Source organism: Roseibium sp. RP-7, from assembly GCF_053005225.1.
In genome coordinates this window covers 3,071,180-3,086,606 of the sequence record NZ_JBRKQA010000001.1, presented here as the reverse complement: position 1 = coordinate 3,086,606, position 15,427 = coordinate 3,071,180, and the positions used below count along the sequence as shown (strand labels likewise).

Annotated in this window: 17 protein-coding genes; 9 read left to right on the top strand and 8 right to left on the bottom strand. The window is 57.3% G+C overall.

What is annotated here, in order from left to right; translation table 11 throughout:
- Window positions 1-4: 4 nt before the first annotated feature.
- The 3 genes from ACVDG9_RS13845 to ACVDG9_RS13835 all read left to right on the top strand — a co-directional run bounded on the left by ACVDG9_RS13845 (window position 5) and on the right by ACVDG9_RS13835 (window position 2,179).
- Window positions 5-409, top strand: a complete 405-nt coding sequence (locus tag ACVDG9_RS13845; protein WP_022998308.1) for an ACT domain-containing protein — start codon at window positions 5-7, stop codon at window positions 407-409.
- A gap of 114 nt (window positions 410-523) precedes the next feature.
- Window positions 524-1,381 (top strand): adenylate/guanylate cyclase domain-containing protein, encoded by an 858-nt coding sequence (locus tag ACVDG9_RS13840; protein ID WP_447238219.1) that lies wholly within the window; start codon window positions 524-526, stop codon window positions 1,379-1,381.
- A gap of 183 nt (window positions 1,382-1,564) precedes the next feature.
- Window positions 1,565-2,179 (top strand): ATP-dependent Clp protease proteolytic subunit, encoded by a 615-nt coding sequence (locus ACVDG9_RS13835; RefSeq protein ID WP_022998310.1) that lies wholly within the window; start codon window positions 1,565-1,567, stop codon window positions 2,177-2,179.
- 67 nt (window positions 2,180-2,246) lie between these two features.
- Here ACVDG9_RS13835 and ACVDG9_RS13830 read toward each other — a convergent pair whose 3' ends face one another.
- The 3 genes from ACVDG9_RS13830 to ACVDG9_RS13820 form a co-directional block, all read right to left on the bottom strand.
- Complete coding sequence (locus ACVDG9_RS13830; RefSeq protein WP_062491596.1) at window positions 2,247-2,651, bottom strand: globin family protein; 405 nt, start codon at window positions 2,649-2,651, stop codon at window positions 2,247-2,249.
- A gap of 365 nt (window positions 2,652-3,016) precedes the next feature.
- Complete coding sequence (locus tag ACVDG9_RS13825) at window positions 3,017-3,979, bottom strand: GGDEF domain-containing protein (RefSeq protein ID WP_447238313.1); 963 nt, start codon at window positions 3,977-3,979, stop codon at window positions 3,017-3,019.
- A 35-nt stretch (window positions 3,980-4,014) separates the two neighbouring features.
- Complete coding sequence (locus ACVDG9_RS13820) at window positions 4,015-4,560, bottom strand: methanogen output domain 1-containing protein (RefSeq protein WP_447238218.1); 546 nt, start codon at window positions 4,558-4,560, stop codon at window positions 4,015-4,017.
- Between the two features lie 310 nt (window positions 4,561-4,870).
- On the opposite strand from ACVDG9_RS13820, the gene ACVDG9_RS13815 reads away from it, so the two are divergent.
- Window positions 4,871-5,668 carry a YdcF family protein gene (locus tag ACVDG9_RS13815; RefSeq protein WP_022998314.1) on the top strand — a complete coding sequence of 266 codons (798 nt, stop codon included), beginning with the start codon at window positions 4,871-4,873 and terminating at the stop codon, window positions 5,666-5,668.
- 112 nt (window positions 5,669-5,780) lie between these two features.
- Window positions 5,781-7,028 carry an adenylate/guanylate cyclase domain-containing protein gene (locus tag ACVDG9_RS13810; protein ID WP_062488605.1) on the top strand — a complete coding sequence of 416 codons (1,248 nt, stop codon included), beginning with the start codon at window positions 5,781-5,783 and terminating at the stop codon, window positions 7,026-7,028.
- Here the strand turns inward: ACVDG9_RS13810 and ACVDG9_RS13805 are convergent.
- From ACVDG9_RS13805 to ACVDG9_RS13795, 3 genes are all read right to left on the bottom strand, one after another.
- Entirely contained in the window at window positions 6,914-7,669 is a 756-nt protein-coding gene (locus tag ACVDG9_RS13805) for a DUF599 domain-containing protein (protein WP_075282964.1), read from the bottom strand. The genes ACVDG9_RS13810 and ACVDG9_RS13805 overlap by 115 nt on opposite strands.
- Before the next feature lie 519 nt (window positions 7,670-8,188).
- Window positions 8,189-8,731, bottom strand: a complete 543-nt coding sequence (locus ACVDG9_RS13800; RefSeq protein WP_139314160.1) for a hypothetical protein — start codon at window positions 8,729-8,731, stop codon at window positions 8,189-8,191.
- Window positions 8,732-8,844: 113 nt separating this feature from the next.
- Entirely contained in the window at window positions 8,845-9,729 is an 885-nt protein-coding gene (locus tag ACVDG9_RS13795; protein ID WP_447238217.1) for an SDR family oxidoreductase, read from the bottom strand.
- A gap of 121 nt (window positions 9,730-9,850) precedes the next feature.
- On the opposite strand from ACVDG9_RS13795, the gene ACVDG9_RS13790 reads away from it, so the two are divergent.
- A complete protein-coding gene (locus ACVDG9_RS13790; protein WP_022998320.1) occupies window positions 9,851-10,285 on the top strand; it encodes a DUF1489 family protein in 435 nt (144 codons plus the stop codon).
- 10 nt (window positions 10,286-10,295) lie between these two features.
- Here the strand turns inward: ACVDG9_RS13790 and ACVDG9_RS13785 are convergent, their stop codons facing one another.
- Window positions 10,296-10,898: a TetR/AcrR family transcriptional regulator gene (locus ACVDG9_RS13785; protein ID WP_168692934.1), complete on the bottom strand. Its 603-nt coding sequence runs from the start codon at window positions 10,896-10,898 to the stop codon at window positions 10,296-10,298.
- Between the two features lie 131 nt (window positions 10,899-11,029).
- Here ACVDG9_RS13785 and ACVDG9_RS13780 point away from each other — a divergent pair, with 131 nt between their 5' ends.
- The 3 genes from ACVDG9_RS13780 to ACVDG9_RS13770 all read left to right on the top strand — a co-directional run bounded on the left by ACVDG9_RS13780 (window position 11,030) and on the right by ACVDG9_RS13770 (window position 13,319).
- Window positions 11,030-11,620, top strand: a complete 591-nt coding sequence (locus ACVDG9_RS13780) for a DUF2306 domain-containing protein (RefSeq protein WP_447238216.1) — start codon at window positions 11,030-11,032, stop codon at window positions 11,618-11,620.
- Window positions 11,621-11,759: 139 nt separating this feature from the next.
- Window positions 11,760-12,464, top strand: a complete 705-nt coding sequence (locus tag ACVDG9_RS13775) for a vWA domain-containing protein (RefSeq protein ID WP_035909389.1) — start codon at window positions 11,760-11,762, stop codon at window positions 12,462-12,464.
- A gap of 147 nt (window positions 12,465-12,611) precedes the next feature.
- The gene (locus ACVDG9_RS13770; protein ID WP_228867936.1) at window positions 12,612-13,319 is read left to right on the top strand and encodes a DnaJ domain-containing protein; all 708 of its coding nucleotides are present in this window, start codon (window positions 12,612-12,614) and stop codon (window positions 13,317-13,319) included.
- Between the two features lie 17 nt (window positions 13,320-13,336).
- Here the strand turns inward: ACVDG9_RS13770 and ACVDG9_RS13765 are convergent, their stop codons facing one another.
- Window positions 13,337-15,022: a serine hydrolase gene (locus ACVDG9_RS13765; protein WP_055654609.1), complete on the bottom strand. Its 1,686-nt coding sequence runs from the start codon at window positions 15,020-15,022 to the stop codon at window positions 13,337-13,339.
- Window positions 15,023-15,427 lie beyond the last annotated feature (405 nt).

Here is a 15,427-nt window from a genome sequence, read left to right as displayed (position 1 = left end):
CCGAATGACCGGTGAAACCGACCTTGCCACCCTCATCTCCCAGATGCGTCCGATGCTGGATCCGGAGCCTTATGTGTTCTGCACCTTCGCTTCGAAATCCATGACGGACCTGGCGGAATACGACCCGATCGGGCTTTTTGCGGAAACGGAGGGCCTGACAGCCATCCTGCCGGTGGAGCGTGCGCGCGAACTGGGTTTGGCCGAGGCCGAATGGTTTCGCCGGATAACCCTGACGGTGCATTCCTCACTTGAAGCCGTGGGTCTGACGGCGTCGATCTCGGCTGCATTGGCCGCTGAGGGTATTTCGGCAAATGTGGTCGCAGCCTATTTTCACGATCATGTTTTTGTGCCCGAAGAGCGCGCCGATGATGCCCTGGCAGCGCTGCGCAAACTCGCCGGAGACATCTGACATTGCTTTTCTTAGTTGGCCGAACTTCGGGCTGGGTGGCGAATTCGGTGGATTTTCCCTTGCAATTTCCGGTTTGCCTTCCCATTCCTAAGCGGGAGCAAGCGGGGTAAGAGCATGCAACGGGTCAAGCGGCGTCTGGCGGCAGTTATGTGCGCAGACGTTGCGCAATATTCCAAGCTCATGGAGCGGGATGAAGACGGAACGCTGGACCGGCTCAAGGCCTATCGGTTGGTGATGTCTGCGCTGACCGAGCGTCACAATGGACGTATCGTCAACACATGGGGTGATGCTGTCATCATCGAGTTCGCCTCGGTGATGGAGGCTGTTCAATGCGCCGTCGACATTCAGAACGAGCTTTCCGTTCGCAATGCGGACTTGCCGGACCTGAACAGGATGGAGTTTCGCATCGGTATCAATCTCGGCGACATCATGGTCGAGGGCGAGGATATCTACGGCGACGGTGTGAATGTTGCTGCCCGTTTGCAGGAAATCGCGCCGAGGGGTGGAATCATGCTCTCCCAATCGGTCTATGACCAGGTCAAGACCAAGATGGCGCTGGGCTTTGAGCCGCTTGGCCCTCAACATGTCAAGAACGTTACCGATCCCGTTGAAACCTATTGCGTGCGTATTGGCGGTCGCAATGCGCCGGAGGAAAAACGGTCCGGGCACGAGACGAACGGAACTGCGGAGCGACGCCAGACCGAAATTCCAAGACCGGAATGGGAACGAGACACCCAGGCGGTTGCCTCCGGGTTTGAACAGGCGCGCCGTTGGTTGAGGGCTCAGCCAAAGCGGGTGCGAAGCTGCGTTTTCATGATCGGCCTGTTTTTCGTGATCAACCTGCTGACATCTGGCTTGTCCACATTGTGGTTCGTCTGGCCGTCCCTGCCTTTCGCAGCAATGCTGGTTTGGTATCTGCTTGTCGGGCGACAGGAAAAGCGCTTCGGCGAGACGACGGGACCGGGTGATTGAGAGAGGGCAATGTCACGTGTTGCCGATCTGATAACTCTTTTCACGCTAATCAGGGTCTGATGATTTGCGAGTGCAACTGACTTCGCTTACACATGGACCAACGCGGGGCGGCGAAACATTCCGTCAGCCCATCGAAAATGCCGGCCAGGCCGGCCCAACAGCAAAGGGAGCTTAATCCTGCGCATGAAAAACTATTCGACCACGGTGCCTGCACGCCTCGACGATGAAGACGAGGATAAGCCCAAGAGCCAGCCGTCGATCCAGGTCGACAAGCATCTGTTCGAAGCGCGCACAGTTCTGATCACCGGTCCGGTGACACAGGACATGGCCCGCGACGTGTGCGCCCGGCTTCTGGCGCTGGCGCAGGTTTCCAACGACCCGATCACGGTCATTGTTTCGTCTCCGGGCGGTCATGTCGAATCCGGTGACATGATTCACGACACCATCAAGTTCATCGCACCCGAGGTCCGTATCCTCGGCATGGGCTGGGTGGCCAGCGCCGGTGCTCTGATCTACGTGTCGGTTCCCAAGGACAAGCGTTTCTGTACGCCGAACACTCGCTTCCTGCTTCATCAACCGTCCGGTGGTGCCGGCGGCATGGCTACGGATATCGAGATCCAGGCCAAGGAAATCATCAAGATGCGCGATCGACTGAACAAGATCTTCGCGGCGGCGACAGGCCAGCCGATCGAACGGATCGAAAAAGACACCGATCGCGACTACTGGATGAGCCCGGAAGAGGGTATCGACTACGGTCTGGTCGGCAAGATCGTCACGAGTGTGGACGAACTGGGTTGATCCCGACTGACCTGACTGCAAACGTAGAAACGCCGGCAAATGCCGGCGTTTTTTCTATCCGAACCGATCAGAGGCAGATCGGTTCGGGTTCGACGGAATAGACCATTACCGGTGCAACCGGCTTGGGGTTGAGCACATGCGGCCGAAGTCGGGACATGAGCTCACGCAGGTGCTCTTCGTCTCCGGGGGCAGGGGCGCCGTCGAAGATGACTGCGACAAGGTGATCCACGAAGCGTTCGTAGATGTTGTTGCAGGTGCAGATCGGCGCCAGCAGTTCACAGACGGGCTTGCCGTCGTAAAATGGCGCTCCACCGGCAAGGAAGATCAGGAACTCGGTCAGATCGTCCGAGTGTTCGAATTCCGGCAGAAAGCTGGTCACGTCGAAACACGGGTCCTGTTCCAGTCTCGCTTTGAGGCGAGGCATTGCCCGCATGATCGCCGTGCGACCGCCTAGTTTCATATAGAGTGTCATCTGGCTAACCCTCATTGATCCTTCATTACGATGTCGCCAAGATGACTCAGAAAGCGTGCCAGCCCTGTGACTCCGATCACGGATAAACCCTTTGTCAAAATCACCAGTGCCCGCTAATGGCGAATTGGTGCGGTGAAAACAGCCCCAAAGCGGCCGTTTTCAACGGTTTGAGCAGGAAGATGTCGGTAAAATGTGACAGGCGCGTTACAGGACCCGTAATCAGCGGTCGGTTAGGCCCCGCGGAGGCATCGGCGTCCACATTGTTAAAAATAGTGAGGCAACTAAGGAATGCGCGCGGTGGTCGGATCGGCGAAAAGCCTGACCAAATCGAAGCCTGTCAGCAATAGCCAAAGTTCGGACCAATTTCAGAAATGCTGCGAATCGATGCGCCCTGACTTCCGGCATTCCCCGGACTTTCCGGTCTCGATGGCCGCTGCCGTGGGGACGGCCTCCCCGGCGATGAGGCGGGCTCTGCCAGTTTCCTTTGCCAAATAGAGATTTCTGTCAGCCCGTTCAAAAAGCGAGGCAGGGGTGTCTTCAGGCCTTTTTTCCGCTAGGCCCGCACTTGCGGTATAGGCGTATCTCTTGCCGCGCGCGAACATAGGTGTCGCATTCAACAGATCAAGCATGCGACTGACGACTATCGTTGCTTGCTCCAAATTTGTTTCGGGCAGGATCAGCGCGAATTCTTCACCACCCACACGGCAAACGACATCCGTCTGGCGAAGATGTTCCAGACACCTTTGCGCAAAATGAACGAGGATTTCATCTCCAAGCTGATGGCCATGGGCATCGTTGATCGACTTGAAATGGTCCAGGTCGATCAGGGAGATGCAGAAGTCGTGGCCATAGCGAGCAGATCGATTGTATTCCTTGTCCAGTTCCTGGTCGAACCCGCGGCGGTTGGAGATGCCGGTAAGCGGATCCGTGAGTGCCAGGTTTTCAAGTTCGGTCCGCTCCTGACCGAAATGCAGGATCTTGTTGTTGAGCGACGAAATATCGGCATTGAGCGCGGCAAACTTGCTGGAAAGGTTCATGTTCTCGTCGAAGCGGACAAGAACGGCGCCATCAATTCCGGTGCCCGGCACAGACAATCTGTGGCCAAAGGCAACGCTTTCATATCCGGACAGAAGTTTCAGGCGCACCGGAACGGGAGTGGTTGAAGACCTGCACATCGACAGGTAGTCATCCACCTGCGCTGTATCACTGACTTTGTCCGAAAGTTGTTCACCTACGCCAATTCCGGCAAGAGATTTGGCTGCCTTATTTGCGAGAACCACACGGCCATAATCGTCCAGCAGCAGAATAGGCTGGGGCATGGTCTGCACAAGGGCCGATATGATGGCAGTGGACCTGGGCACGGCTATCGAACCCTGTAGAATTCTTTGCCGTTGACGTCGTTCTCTACACTCGGAGCCAGATGGACAACAACACGACAGTCAGTATCACCGCGGGCAATTGACCTGTCGATCTGGACCCTGGCATAGCCATGGCAATCTGCAGCAATTCTTCCGAAGACGTTTGTCGTCATCATGCAGAGGGACGGGCGGTCCTTGACGCGATCTCCGAACGGGCAGCGGGCGTTCTTGAGGATCAAGACCTTGTCGTCTTCATATTCGACACTGAACTGGCCGCCGATCCGTCGTTTCAGGTCAGCCAGGACGTCTGCGAGCAAAGGCCTTGGGATCTGTTCAAGATGCAGGGCAGACTTGTAATCGGAATTGATCTTTTCACCGATGCGGTTGGCTACCAGTGCGATGAACCCCTCCGCCTCGTTCACTCCGACAATTTCCTGCAGTGCTCCGCTGAGCTCTCGAATGATCTGATTGAAGAAGTCGGTTGTCTCCAGAGGGATCTGAGCCTTGGTGATTTCCGGCTGCTGCTGGTCCACTTCAATCGGCAGGCTCATGATCGATCCTCCTAGGGTTGCAATCTAACGTTGGGTCAATTTTCTTTCGAATCAATTAAATCGTTGAAATAAAGAGACAATAATGATGCAACCTGGAGATTTGTGACAATGCGTGGGCGGACGTCTATTACTCGAATATTGTCGAAATTGTCGATCGGGAGAACGACTGGAAAATCCGAACCAAGACCGTGAAAACCATTTTGGCTCAAAGCTGTCAGGATGTGTGCTCACTTCAGCTTCAAGTCTCAATATTGTCGGTTTCACCGTATCTTTGTCACGCATCGGGCCCGCAACGATTCGGATTTTTCAGATGTATGTTTACCTATCCAAGATCGGCGGATTTCTGATCCTGCCATCCAATTTTCTCGTTGTTCTGATGGCTTTGGGATTGGTGCTCAGCCTTACGTCAAAGTGGCGGCGCAGTGGACGGTTTCTGACTTTTGCCGGTTTTCTTGGTTTGGTGGTTTGCGCTTTCTCACCTGCAGCCAACTGGTTGATTGTGCCCCTTGAGGACCGTTTTCAGCGTCCCGGCACTTTGGAGAATTATGACGGGATCATCGTTCTGGGCGGTGCCGTGGACACGGTGGTGACCGGCGTGCGGGGCGACACGGCCCTGACAATGTCCGCCGAGCGCATCACCATCACTGCGCGGCTGGCCAAAGCGCTGCCGGAGGCGAAGATCATCCACACCGGTGGGCAGGGCATGATCGTGTCGGACCAGGCAACAGAAGCCGAAGGGGCTGCGCGACTGTTTCGAGACTTCGGCATCTCTTCCGATCGCGTCATTCTGGAAGACAAGTCCCAGAACACCTGGCAAAACGCAGTCTACGCAAAGGATATTGTGCAACCACAGCCCGGACAGCAGTGGCTTCTTGTCACTTCGGCCTATCACATGCCGCGCGCCATGGGAGTGTTCGAAAAGGCCGGTTGGACCGGGGTGACGGCATATCCGGTCGACTATCGCACGCGTGGACCGCAGGACAAGTCGCTCGGCTTCGACGGTGCTTCAAAAGGCCTGCGGCGCTTTGATATCGCCTACCGGGAATGGGTTGGTCTGGCTGTCTACTGGATGCTTGGCAGGAGCACGGAATTCTTCCCTGGTCCATGAATTTGCAAAACCCTTTCGACAGTCAGCGACTTTTGAAATCGAACCTCTTTTACTGTGCGGAGCGTGTTCCCATATACTGGGCTCAATCAGGGATTTGAAAGGACGTGGGCTGATGGTCCTCGAAGCGCCGATCGTTGCGGCAGACGTCGTACAATGGCTCTACAGCGATGCGCCCCAATTGAAGGGGACGCTGGAAATCGTCACTGAGATGGCGAAACGTCTGCGCGCCGGAAAAGTTCCGGTCGATCGTGTCACCACAGGGATCTGGGTGGTGCATCCGAACGTGCGCGCGGAAAGCTCGATCTGGGTCAACGGCCAGGCACCGGAATTGCGTCTTCACACTGCGGAGAACAAATCGCAGGACGAGTACCAGAAAAGCCCGATCAAGCGCGTGCATGAAACGCAGAAGGCCGTTCGAGTGGAAATCGGCAAGAAGCCGGCTGTCGCCGACGAATTTCCGATTACCGCAGAGCTGCGCCAGGAAGGCTATACCGACTATATCGCTCTGCCCATGCGTTTCTCCGACGGCTCGGTGAAGGTTGCGAGTTTCGCCACCAAGACACCTGGCGGGTTTTCAGGGTCGCATATCGGCGTTTTTGAATCGCTGATCCAGCCGCTTGCCCTCGTGTGTGAATTAAAAACACTGCGCCGCACCGCAGAAACCGTCCTGGACACCTATGTCGGCCCGCGGGCGGGTTCGAAGGTCCTGGACGGCACGACGCGGCGTGGAGAAGGCGAGTGGATCAAGGCGGTTGTCAGCTTCGCCGACATCCGTGGGTTCACGCGTCTTTCCAACACACTTCCGGCGGACAAGATCGTATTGTTTCTGAACAAGTATTTCGGAGCGATGACAGCAGCTGTCGAAGCCCACGGTGGCGAGGTGCTGAAGTTCATTGGCGATGAAGTGATGGCGATCTTTCCGTATGAAACCGAAGAGGAAGCCAGGGACGCCTCGGTGCGTGCGCTGATGGCAGCACGTGAAACGCTGACGCGGATCGAGGCAATCAACACGGCCCGAACCTGTTCGGTCACACCTGACCTGAGCGTTGGAATTGCCCTTCACGCGGGCGATGTCTTCTACGGCAATGTCGGCAGTGAAACGCGGCTGGACTTCACGGTCGTCGGCCCAGTGGTCAATCTTGCGGCCCGTATTGCGGAGCTTGCAAAGGATCTGCAGCGCCAGCTTCTGGTCTCGGATGCCCTGGCCGATATCATGGGGTGCCGGTCGGGCCTTTTTGGCCGCTATCAGGTGAAGGGGTTTGATGAACCCGTATCGGTGTATTCGCCGGATTTGTCCGCGGATCCCAAGTTCGGATATTGCCCCAAGAGCACGGCGGCTCTGGCCTTGGAAACGAACTGACGACGCAGCAGGACCAGGAGAACGGCGAGGGTGGTTGCGGCAAATACATAAGGCCCGGCGAACCACCCAAGGAAGCCGATCGAAAAGAACAGCGCTCGCTGGCCGCGATTGAAATGGCGGCCGGCGAGAACGCCCAGCTCTCCCGCCTGCGCAGCCATTTTCGCGATCACTTCGTCAGGTGCCTGACCTTGTTGCGGGACTGCGCCCATGACGATGCTGGCATAATTGAAGAGCCGGTACGCCCAGCCGAATTTGAAAAATCCATAGGCAAAGATCAGCATCAGGGCGAGCACCTTGATTTCCCAGAGCGCGCGGCTGTCGGCCACCGGAATGGACAGGTCACCAGCGACCTGAACGATGCGTTCCGTTGCATCCAGCAGCGCAAAGCCGCCGCCGATCGCCAGTAGGGACGTTGACGCGAAGAACGCAGTGCCTTGTTGCAGACCGGACATGATAGACGTGTCCATGATGCGGACTTCTCGCAGGCTCATGGCACGCATCCAGCCGCGTCTGTAGGTTTCCATGGCGCTGGACAATGTCTTTTTACGCAGCGGACTGACATCGATCAGCAAATTGAAACCGAGCCAGGCAAACAGAAACCACGCTGCTGCTGCCAGGTCCATATTCGAGAGCGCGTGCATCCTGATCCCTTTTGATTCTCCGGTGGCCGAATCCGGCCATGGTCTGTCTTACCAGACTTTTTCCTGGTCCCTAACAGGCAGCACCGAGAGGACTAAGTGGCTGAATTTCCTGATGCGAAACGAGGAATGCAAAAATGCGGGATCAGCTGCTCTTTTTTTGCGCTTGCGAAATGGTAATGGATCGTTTACCTCCTCGCCTCAATGGCGCCATATTTGAGGTCGGTGGGACCCGGCGCCGCACAACAATATGTAGGGTTTTTATGGACGAAAACGTGCAGAAATCTTGTTGGAGCGTCACTCTCTGGACTGTCGCTGCAGTGGGCCTCGCATTGACGATGGTACTTCTGTTCAACGATGTTGAAAGTGCACAACAAGCCGTCGCCGCCGCCAAATAAGCCAGCGGGACGCAAGGAAAACAAAGGCGCAGCGTGAGGCTGCGCCTTTTGTCGTTTTAGCGGACATTTTATGCGAGCTCGGTATTCTCCGAGCTGAGAAGGCGTCGCTCGAGTTTCGGGCGTGTCAGTTTCCGGCAGAACTGGTTGAGAACGAAATCTCGGGTCTGTCCGATGGCCCGTAGGACTGCCTGAATTCCATTTGCCGCACCACTGTCCTGTTGCCGGGATGGCTGATGAGGAATGCGGTATAGGCTCTTTCACCCAGAGGCAGCAGTACAAGTTGAACGGTGCCGGATCCTGGCCAGTCCAGTTCCGCGCCCCAGGCCGGAACATCTTCCGGTTTGTCTTTCCCGAACAATGCCTGAATGTCGATGTCATGAAGCAGGGACGTTCCGTTGGCGTCCCACGTCAGCGCGGCCAGGCCTTGTTCCAGCGGAAACAGGCTCAGTTTGGCGCCGTTGATCTCGACATCAAGACGGTTGGTGGCATCCCTTTCGATCAGGGCCGTGCCTTCGTTCATGTCGGTTGCCAGCGCGATGCGCTCCCCGTTGCTTTGAACGAACCCTTCTGTGTTTACCACCTTGAATATGCCAACGGGGATGCTTTCCGCCTGAAGTGGCAAAACGGAAACGAGAAAGACCAGCAACGATGTGAGTGTACGTAACACGCCCGGACCCTGTATTGAGCTTTTGTCCGGATCATACACCTTCAAAACTTTAGAAAGTCTTTGTCCAATACCGGACTCGGGGCGCTAAGCTGCTCAAAACTCAAGGTTATCGTCTATTTTGACAGGGATACCACGAGGTCCTCTATTGTCGAATGTTCCGGTTGCCAGCCAGTTGCCCTTTGGGCATGGCTGACGTCGACGGACTGCGACAAGGCAAAACCGGCGGCCCAGTCGGTAAGCGGTTCGGTTGCCTCAGGGGCCGGAACTGTCACGATTTCCAGCGGCAGTCCGTGGCGGGCTGAAATGTGAGATGCCAGATGACCGACCGAGATGCCGGGAATGCAGCTCGCGATCAGGGACATCCGGAACCGTGCGTTCTTGAGGGCAAGAGCATAAAGCGCGGCAAGGTCGTTGATTTCAACAAGCGCCCATTTGGTTTGCGACGTCGCGCGGGTTTCAAACGGCCTGCCTTCCTTCAGCGCGGCCGTCATCTCGGCAATCGGCCCGGTCGTCTGGCCGCAGGCGAGGGCCGGATGAATGACCGTCAGATTGAGATCCGTTCCGTGTGACAGGGTCCTGATCGTCTCGGTCATGAAGCGAAACGCGGGTAGGGGCGCGAACTGGGTTTTCTCGGTCAACAGGCTGTCGCCTGTCGTTGCGGGAAAGAGCCAGATGCCTCCGGTGTAAACAATCTTGAGCGGCTGCTTGCGGTGCCTTGATGCCTGCTTCAACGCAAGCATGCTCTGGCGGTCAACACGGCCCATGTCTTCGGAAAAAGTTGCACCAAGATGGATGACGGCATCGCATGAGGCCGCCCGTGATACCCAGCTTTCCGGTGCTCGCAAGTCGCCCGGGTAGGCGCTTGCACCGAACGCACGCAGCTTTGCCGAGGACGCGTCAGAGCGGGCCAGACCGATTACCCTGGCACCATCCTGAACCAGCCGCTTTACCACGGCAGAACCGATCTCGCCGGTTCCACCCGTTACAAATACTTCCATGGGCAAAGAGAACCCCGTTCTTGCCATCGGCGCAAGCTGAAGCTGCCGGTGATGGTGGACAATCCACCGCCGTTTCTCGCCACAATCTTGACCTTGGCGGGAAGCCTGATACGTCAGAAGCATGACCTTGCATCTGGTAAAACTGTGCGTCGGCGCGGACAGCGTCGAGTCTCTTCAGGCCTGGATCGATTTTCGTATGGAGAACGCCCGCAAATCGGGACTTCCGGCGGAAACGATCCATACGACGCGCATGGTGCCAACCCGCAAGGACGAGCTTCTGGACGGTGGGTCTCTCTATTGGGTGATCAAGGGCAAGATCCAGGTGCGTCAGCACCTGATCGACATCAGGCCGTTTACGGATCAGGCGGGCGTCAAACGCTGCGACCTGGTGATGGAGCCGAGACTGATCCTGACGCAGTACCAGCCCAAGCGGCCGTTTCAGGGCTGGCGATATCTGAAGGTGCAGGACGCGCCGGCGGATCTGAAGGCTGGTGGCGCGGCACACGCCATGCCGGAGGACATGCGGCGGGATCTTACGGAACTCTGCCTGCTTTGATCCGCTGATATCAGCCTGGATCCGGCAGGGCCTTCTGAAGATGCGTGACCAGTGTGCCGAGTTCCGGCCAGCCGCGCCCGAGGCCCGGGTTCTCCTTCTTTCGTGTCATGGCAAGATGGGCATAGCCATGCACCAGCGACCACACGAGTATCTCGATTTCTTCCGGATCGGTCCCTTCAGGGATCAGCGGTGCGCATGTTTCGCGCAGGATGGCGTAGGCCCTTGAGGCGTGCACCGCGAATTCCTCGTCATCCTCGTTGAACTTCTGTCCCGAAAAAATGAACAGGAACAGCTCCGGGTGGCCGGTGGCGAAATCCAGGTACCCCTGACAGATCGCGCTCAGTCTTTCTGTTGCCGCAGGAGGAGACGCATCGAGGCGTTGTTCCATCGCCTGGCAGAATAGAGCGAAGCCGCGCCCTGCAATCGCCGTCGACAAACCTGTGATGTTCTTGAAGTGATAACCGGGCGCAGCGTGTGACACACCCGCCTTGGCAGCGCATTCACGCAACGAGAGCTTGTCCGGACCACGTTCTCGCAAAAGCGCCACACCTGCATCAACGAGGGCTTTTCGAAGACTGCCGTCTCTTTTGCGACGAGGAGGAGTAACTGTCATGTGGTCTTCATCGGCCATTCGCTTGACAGTGTCAAGTTTCGCTCTATCTTGACACTGTCAAGTTAAGTTGGAGGATCGGTATGTCGATGGTTTCTAGGTTTGCAGCAAACGTCGCTTTTTGGACGGCAGCCGTGAGCGCCGCTCTGGTCGCCGTGGCCTCATTGAGGTTTTTGGCGCTGGGGGTATACGCTTCAATGGAATTCGTGGCGCATAACCTCGACGGAAATGCGCTGATGCTTTACGCCCATATCGGTGTTGCACCGATCGCACTCGCGTTGATGCCGTTTCAATTCATGACAAGGCTGCGAGCCAGCAGGCCGAAACTGCATCGCTGGCTGGGGCGAGGGTATGTCGTGTCGATCCTGATCTCGGGGATTGCGGGACTTCAGCTTGCCTTTCACACGACTGCAGGCTCCTTCGCTGCAACAGGCTTTGCGATTCTCGCAGTCTTGTGGCTGGCGACGACCGGCATCGCGTTCGCCTTTGCCTTGAGGCGGCAATTCCCGCGTCACCGAGCCTGGATGCTGCGTTCGGCAGCTCTTACATTTGCTGCCGTAACATTGCGGGTCTATCTGGGGAGCAGTATGGCGGCAGGGGTCGATTTTGAAGTCGCCTATCCACTTATCGCCTGGCTGTGCTGGGTGCCTAACGTCTTCGTCATGGAGGCATACCTGCGGATGGCTCGGCCCGGAAAGACACGCCTGATTTCAGCGGCAGCATGAGAAGATGATCGGCTGCGCCATGTCGCATCCGACGGCTTGAGACTTGCCAAAACGGCTGCCCCGACCCAAGTTGAGTGTCACCAACTGGCAGAAGGAGGCGGCCGTGAACGTCAAGACCGGCAAAGGCACGGTAGACCCTATGGTCAAGCAGGACGCCCGCGTGCCTTCAGCCGAATCCGATGTCGCTGCCTTTCTTCAGAAGGCCAAGGAAATTGCGCCGCAACCGGGCAGCGGCGGGCGGTTGGTGTTTGCCCTGGACGCTACCATGAGCCGTCAACCGACCTGGGACCAGGCCTGTCAGATCCAGGCGGAGATGTTTCAGGAAGCCGGCAAGATTTCAGGCCTCAGCATCAAGCTTGTCTATTTTCGCGGTTTCGGTGAATGCCGGGCGTCCCGCTGGTTTTCCAGCGGCACTGAGCTTGCCCAGGCCATGAGCCGGATTTCCTGTCAGGGTGGGCGTACCCAGATCCGAAAGGTGCTCTCGGCTGCCTTGTCCGCTGCCGATACCGAGAAAATCGCGGCGCTGGTTTATGTCGGCGATTGCATGGAGGAGGACGTGGATGCCCTGTGTGACAAGGCAGGTCAGCTGGGCATGCTTGGTGTGCCGATGTTCCTGTTTCAGGAGGGGCGTGACGGCGTCGCTGAGCGCGCGTTTCGCGAGATGGCCAGACTGACCAACGGCGCCTTTTGCCGGTTTGATTCCGGGTCTGCCCAGCAACTGGCCGATCTTTTGAAAGCGGTTGCCGTTTTCGCCAGCGGAGGCCGGACGGCACTTCAGCAGCTGGAAAAGCAAGGCGGCAAGGGCGCAACGCTTCTGCTGCAGCAGCTACCATCGGCCCGCTAGAGCCCGGAAAGCACCGGGCTTGCACTTCCTTGCTGTAGCCGGTGCCGGAGGTTTACATACTTGGCAACTTTCGACACGTGACTGGAGTAGGGCCGGAGCATCCCAATGTGATGGTCCCGGGCCGGCGAACGGGGAACCAACCGCCACATGATTTATTTGATTATCGGCTTGATACTGCTGACCGCCCTGTTGACGCTCGGCAACAAGTTCGTGAACGCCAATCCCGCAAATCTGGCCAGAGGACTGCGCCTCTTCGGAGGAGCGTTTCTGATGGTGTTGGCGCTGGTCTTCGCGCTGACGGGCCGGTTCGTGTTTGCCATCCCGTTGTTTGGGCTTGGCTTGTCGGTGCTGGGGATGTCCGGGCTGAACTGGCTCTCGTCAGGCTACAAACCTCAGAAAACCTCCGGACAACGTTCCCGCGTGCGGACCGCTATGGTGGAGATGGAACTCGATCACGATACCGGTCACATGACCGGGACCGTGCTGGCAGGCACCTATCAGGGGCGCGAGCTGGATCAGTTGACCGAAACGGACCTGGAAGCCTTTTGGCAGGAAACGGCCCAGGACGGTCAGAGCCAGAAGCTAGTCGAAGCTTATCTCGACCGCAGGCTTGCCGGTTGGCGTGAACACTTCCAGGCGGATGGAGCAGAGCGGCAGGGAAGCGCGGCGAGCTCTGGCCCCATGACAGATGAGGAGGCCTACCAGATCCTGGGGCTTACGCCCGATGCCGGGGACGCGGAAATTAGAGCCGCGCACCGCAGGCTTATGATGCGGGTCCATCCCGACCAGGGAGGCTCCGGTTTCCTCGCGGCGAAAATCAACGAGGCTAAAGACACGCTTCTCAGAAGACATTGACGGCATCCGTTACGCGGTTACTGGTAGATGGCGAAGCAAGCGTATTTTGCCTTTTTCAAGCTTTTGCAGGCATTCCACGCAGCTGTTTTGGTGTCGAAGCCGACGAAGCGGGCCCGGTAGAGGGTCTGTCCGTTGGTGTCGACGGGTTCGGTGTAAGGGACCCGGCCACGAAGGGCGGATCCGGTCTTGGCCTTGGCGTTCTTCAACATCGTGATGGCCTGGCCTTCGGATTCTGTTGCGGCGATCTGGACCTGCCAGCCCGGCTCGACATCGCGGGTGTCGCTGGTTGCAACCGTAACGCTGTCGTCGTCGCTGCTGTTGTCGGCAGCTGCGGTTTCAGGCGCTGCAACTGTTTCAACCGGCGTCGTGTTGACCGCGATCGTCTGAACGGAGACGGTCTTGACCGACTGCGCGGAGCCGACAGCGCGCTGGCTGTTGTCCGATTTCACAACCTCTGCTCTTGCAGCTTCGATCAGGGCAGTCCGGGAAATCGAATTGGTGTTCAGCGGCTCATCCGGGCTTGAAGGCGGGATCGGCGGCAAAGCTGTTGCGACTGCAAACGTGCTGTCAAAGCGTTGCTTGACCAGTTTCGGCGGCAGCGGAACGTCGTTGCCAAAGCCTGGAACCGGAGCAGGGGCCTGGGCCGAAGCCATGACTGGCGCATTGGACGCAGTTACGGGAAGGGGGGCCGGAGCCGGTGTCGGAATGGCGCCAGGGTTGGACGGTGCGGTGAATGCCAGCACCATCGGCTCACCCGTTGCTGGCACAGGTTCGCTTCCCGGCTTGCTGTTCGGAAGAGGCGGATTCTTCAGCGCAATTGCCACGAAAGTCGGTTCAGACGTGTTCTGAACGATCAGCGGGGCCGTTTTCGGGCCGCGGCTTGCCTTGGGCAGATAGGAGTTGATGAGCTTTGTCATCTGCGCGTTGCGTGACGCGCCGGTCTTGCCACCCATCACGACGGCCACAATCTGCCGTCCGTCCCGGTTTACAGATGTCACCAGGTTGAAGCCGGATGCCCGGATGTAACCGGTCTTGATGCCGTCTACGCCCTTTACGCGGCCCAGCAGCTTGTTGTGGTTGCCATAGGTGCGTCCGTTGTACTTGTAGGCACGGGTTTTGAAGTAGCCGTAGTACTGCGGGAACCGTTCCTGAATCGCGCGGCCAAGCGTCGCCATGTCGCGGGCCGTCGTACGCTGCCCGCTGTCGGGCAGGCCGTGCGGGTTGCGGAATGTAGTTTTCGACATGCCGATTTGGCGCGCCGTACGGGTCATGCGCTCGGCGAATTTCTTTTCAGAGCCACCCAGGTTTTCAGCGATCACGGATGCGACGTCGTTCGCGGACTTGGTAACAAGTGCGAGGATGGCGTCCTTGACCTTGATCGTGCCGCCGGGCTTGAGGCCCAGCTTGGAGGGCGGACGTGCGGAAGCGTAGCTGGAAACGCTCAGGTTGGAGTCCAGCGACAGTCGCCCGGCTTCCAGTTCCTCGAACACAAGATAAAGCGTCATGATCTTGGTGAGCGATGCCGGGTACCGGTAGGCGTCAGCCGAAGAGGAGTAAAGTGTCTTGCCGGTTTTTGCATCAACGACGATCCCCGCATATTTCGGGTTGGCCATCGCCGTTGCCGGGACCCCCAGGAGCACCAGGCCGAGGGTCAAGATCTTAGCGGTGCGGGCGAGAGCCCGTCCTTTGCGAAAAATACGCATCCCAAACACAATTACTATCCCATTCTGGGTCACGTGGTTCGTATCTGGAGCGGCACGGTTCGGATCTTAACCCCCTGCGATTCAAAGCCGCGGCCCCGTCGTTCTCCATGTCATTTGATGGAATCACGGTTACGAATGAGTAAATGAATGATCGAAAAAGCACTTAAAAAAATAGTTTTTTGTTAGAGTTAATTGTTGGTTAAGGTTGTGTTTTGCGTACTCGATAAGAATTTTCTAGATCTAATTCTTATTTCCATTTGTTTTATTGGTTAAGAGTTCGTTTATTTTCGGTGTCTGTTGTTCCGAATTTGGTCAAATTCAAGAATCTGACTGAAATCTTGCTGAGGCTCTGTTGTTTTCTGCTTCCGGTTGCTGGTGCCGGTCTCGATCAGGGGTATCTGTTTT

What these genes read in the sequence shown, in the direction of transcription:
- ACVDG9_RS13845 (WP_022998308.1), top strand. Translation starts at nt 5, where the DNA reads ATGACCGGTGAAACCGACCTTGCCACCCTCATCTCCCAGATGCGTCCG.
- ACVDG9_RS13840 (WP_447238219.1), top strand. Translation starts at nt 524, where the DNA reads ATGCAACGGGTCAAGCGGCGTCTGGCGGCAGTTATGTGCGCAGACGTT.
- ACVDG9_RS13835 (WP_022998310.1), top strand. Translation starts at nt 1,565, where the DNA reads ATGAAAAACTATTCGACCACGGTGCCTGCACGCCTCGACGATGAAGAC.
- ACVDG9_RS13830 (WP_062491596.1), bottom strand. Translation starts at nt 2,651, where the DNA reads ATGACACTCTATATGAAACTAGGCGGTCGCACGGCGATCATGCGGGCA.
- ACVDG9_RS13820 (WP_447238218.1), bottom strand. Translation starts at nt 4,560, where the DNA reads ATGAGCCTGCCGATTGAAGTGGACCAGCAGCAGCCGGAAATCACCAAG.
- ACVDG9_RS13815 (WP_022998314.1), top strand. Translation starts at nt 4,871, where the DNA reads ATGTATGTTTACCTATCCAAGATCGGCGGATTTCTGATCCTGCCATCC.
- ACVDG9_RS13810 (WP_062488605.1), top strand. Translation starts at nt 5,781, where the DNA reads ATGGTCCTCGAAGCGCCGATCGTTGCGGCAGACGTCGTACAATGGCTC.
- ACVDG9_RS13805 (WP_075282964.1), bottom strand. Translation starts at nt 7,669, where the DNA reads ATGCACGCGCTCTCGAATATGGACCTGGCAGCAGCAGCGTGGTTTCTG.
- ACVDG9_RS13795 (WP_447238217.1), bottom strand. Translation starts at nt 9,729, where the DNA reads ATGGAAGTATTTGTAACGGGTGGAACCGGCGAGATCGGTTCTGCCGTG.
- ACVDG9_RS13790 (WP_022998320.1), top strand. Translation starts at nt 9,851, where the DNA reads ATGACCTTGCATCTGGTAAAACTGTGCGTCGGCGCGGACAGCGTCGAG.
- ACVDG9_RS13785 (WP_168692934.1), bottom strand. Translation starts at nt 10,898, where the DNA reads ATGACAGTTACTCCTCCTCGTCGCAAAAGAGACGGCAGTCTTCGAAAA.
- ACVDG9_RS13775 (WP_035909389.1), top strand. Translation starts at nt 11,760, where the DNA reads ATGGTCAAGCAGGACGCCCGCGTGCCTTCAGCCGAATCCGATGTCGCT.
- ACVDG9_RS13770 (WP_228867936.1), top strand. Translation starts at nt 12,612, where the DNA reads ATGATTTATTTGATTATCGGCTTGATACTGCTGACCGCCCTGTTGACG.
- ACVDG9_RS13765 (WP_055654609.1), bottom strand. Translation starts at nt 15,022, where the DNA reads ATGCGTATTTTTCGCAAAGGACGGGCTCTCGCCCGCACCGCTAAGATC.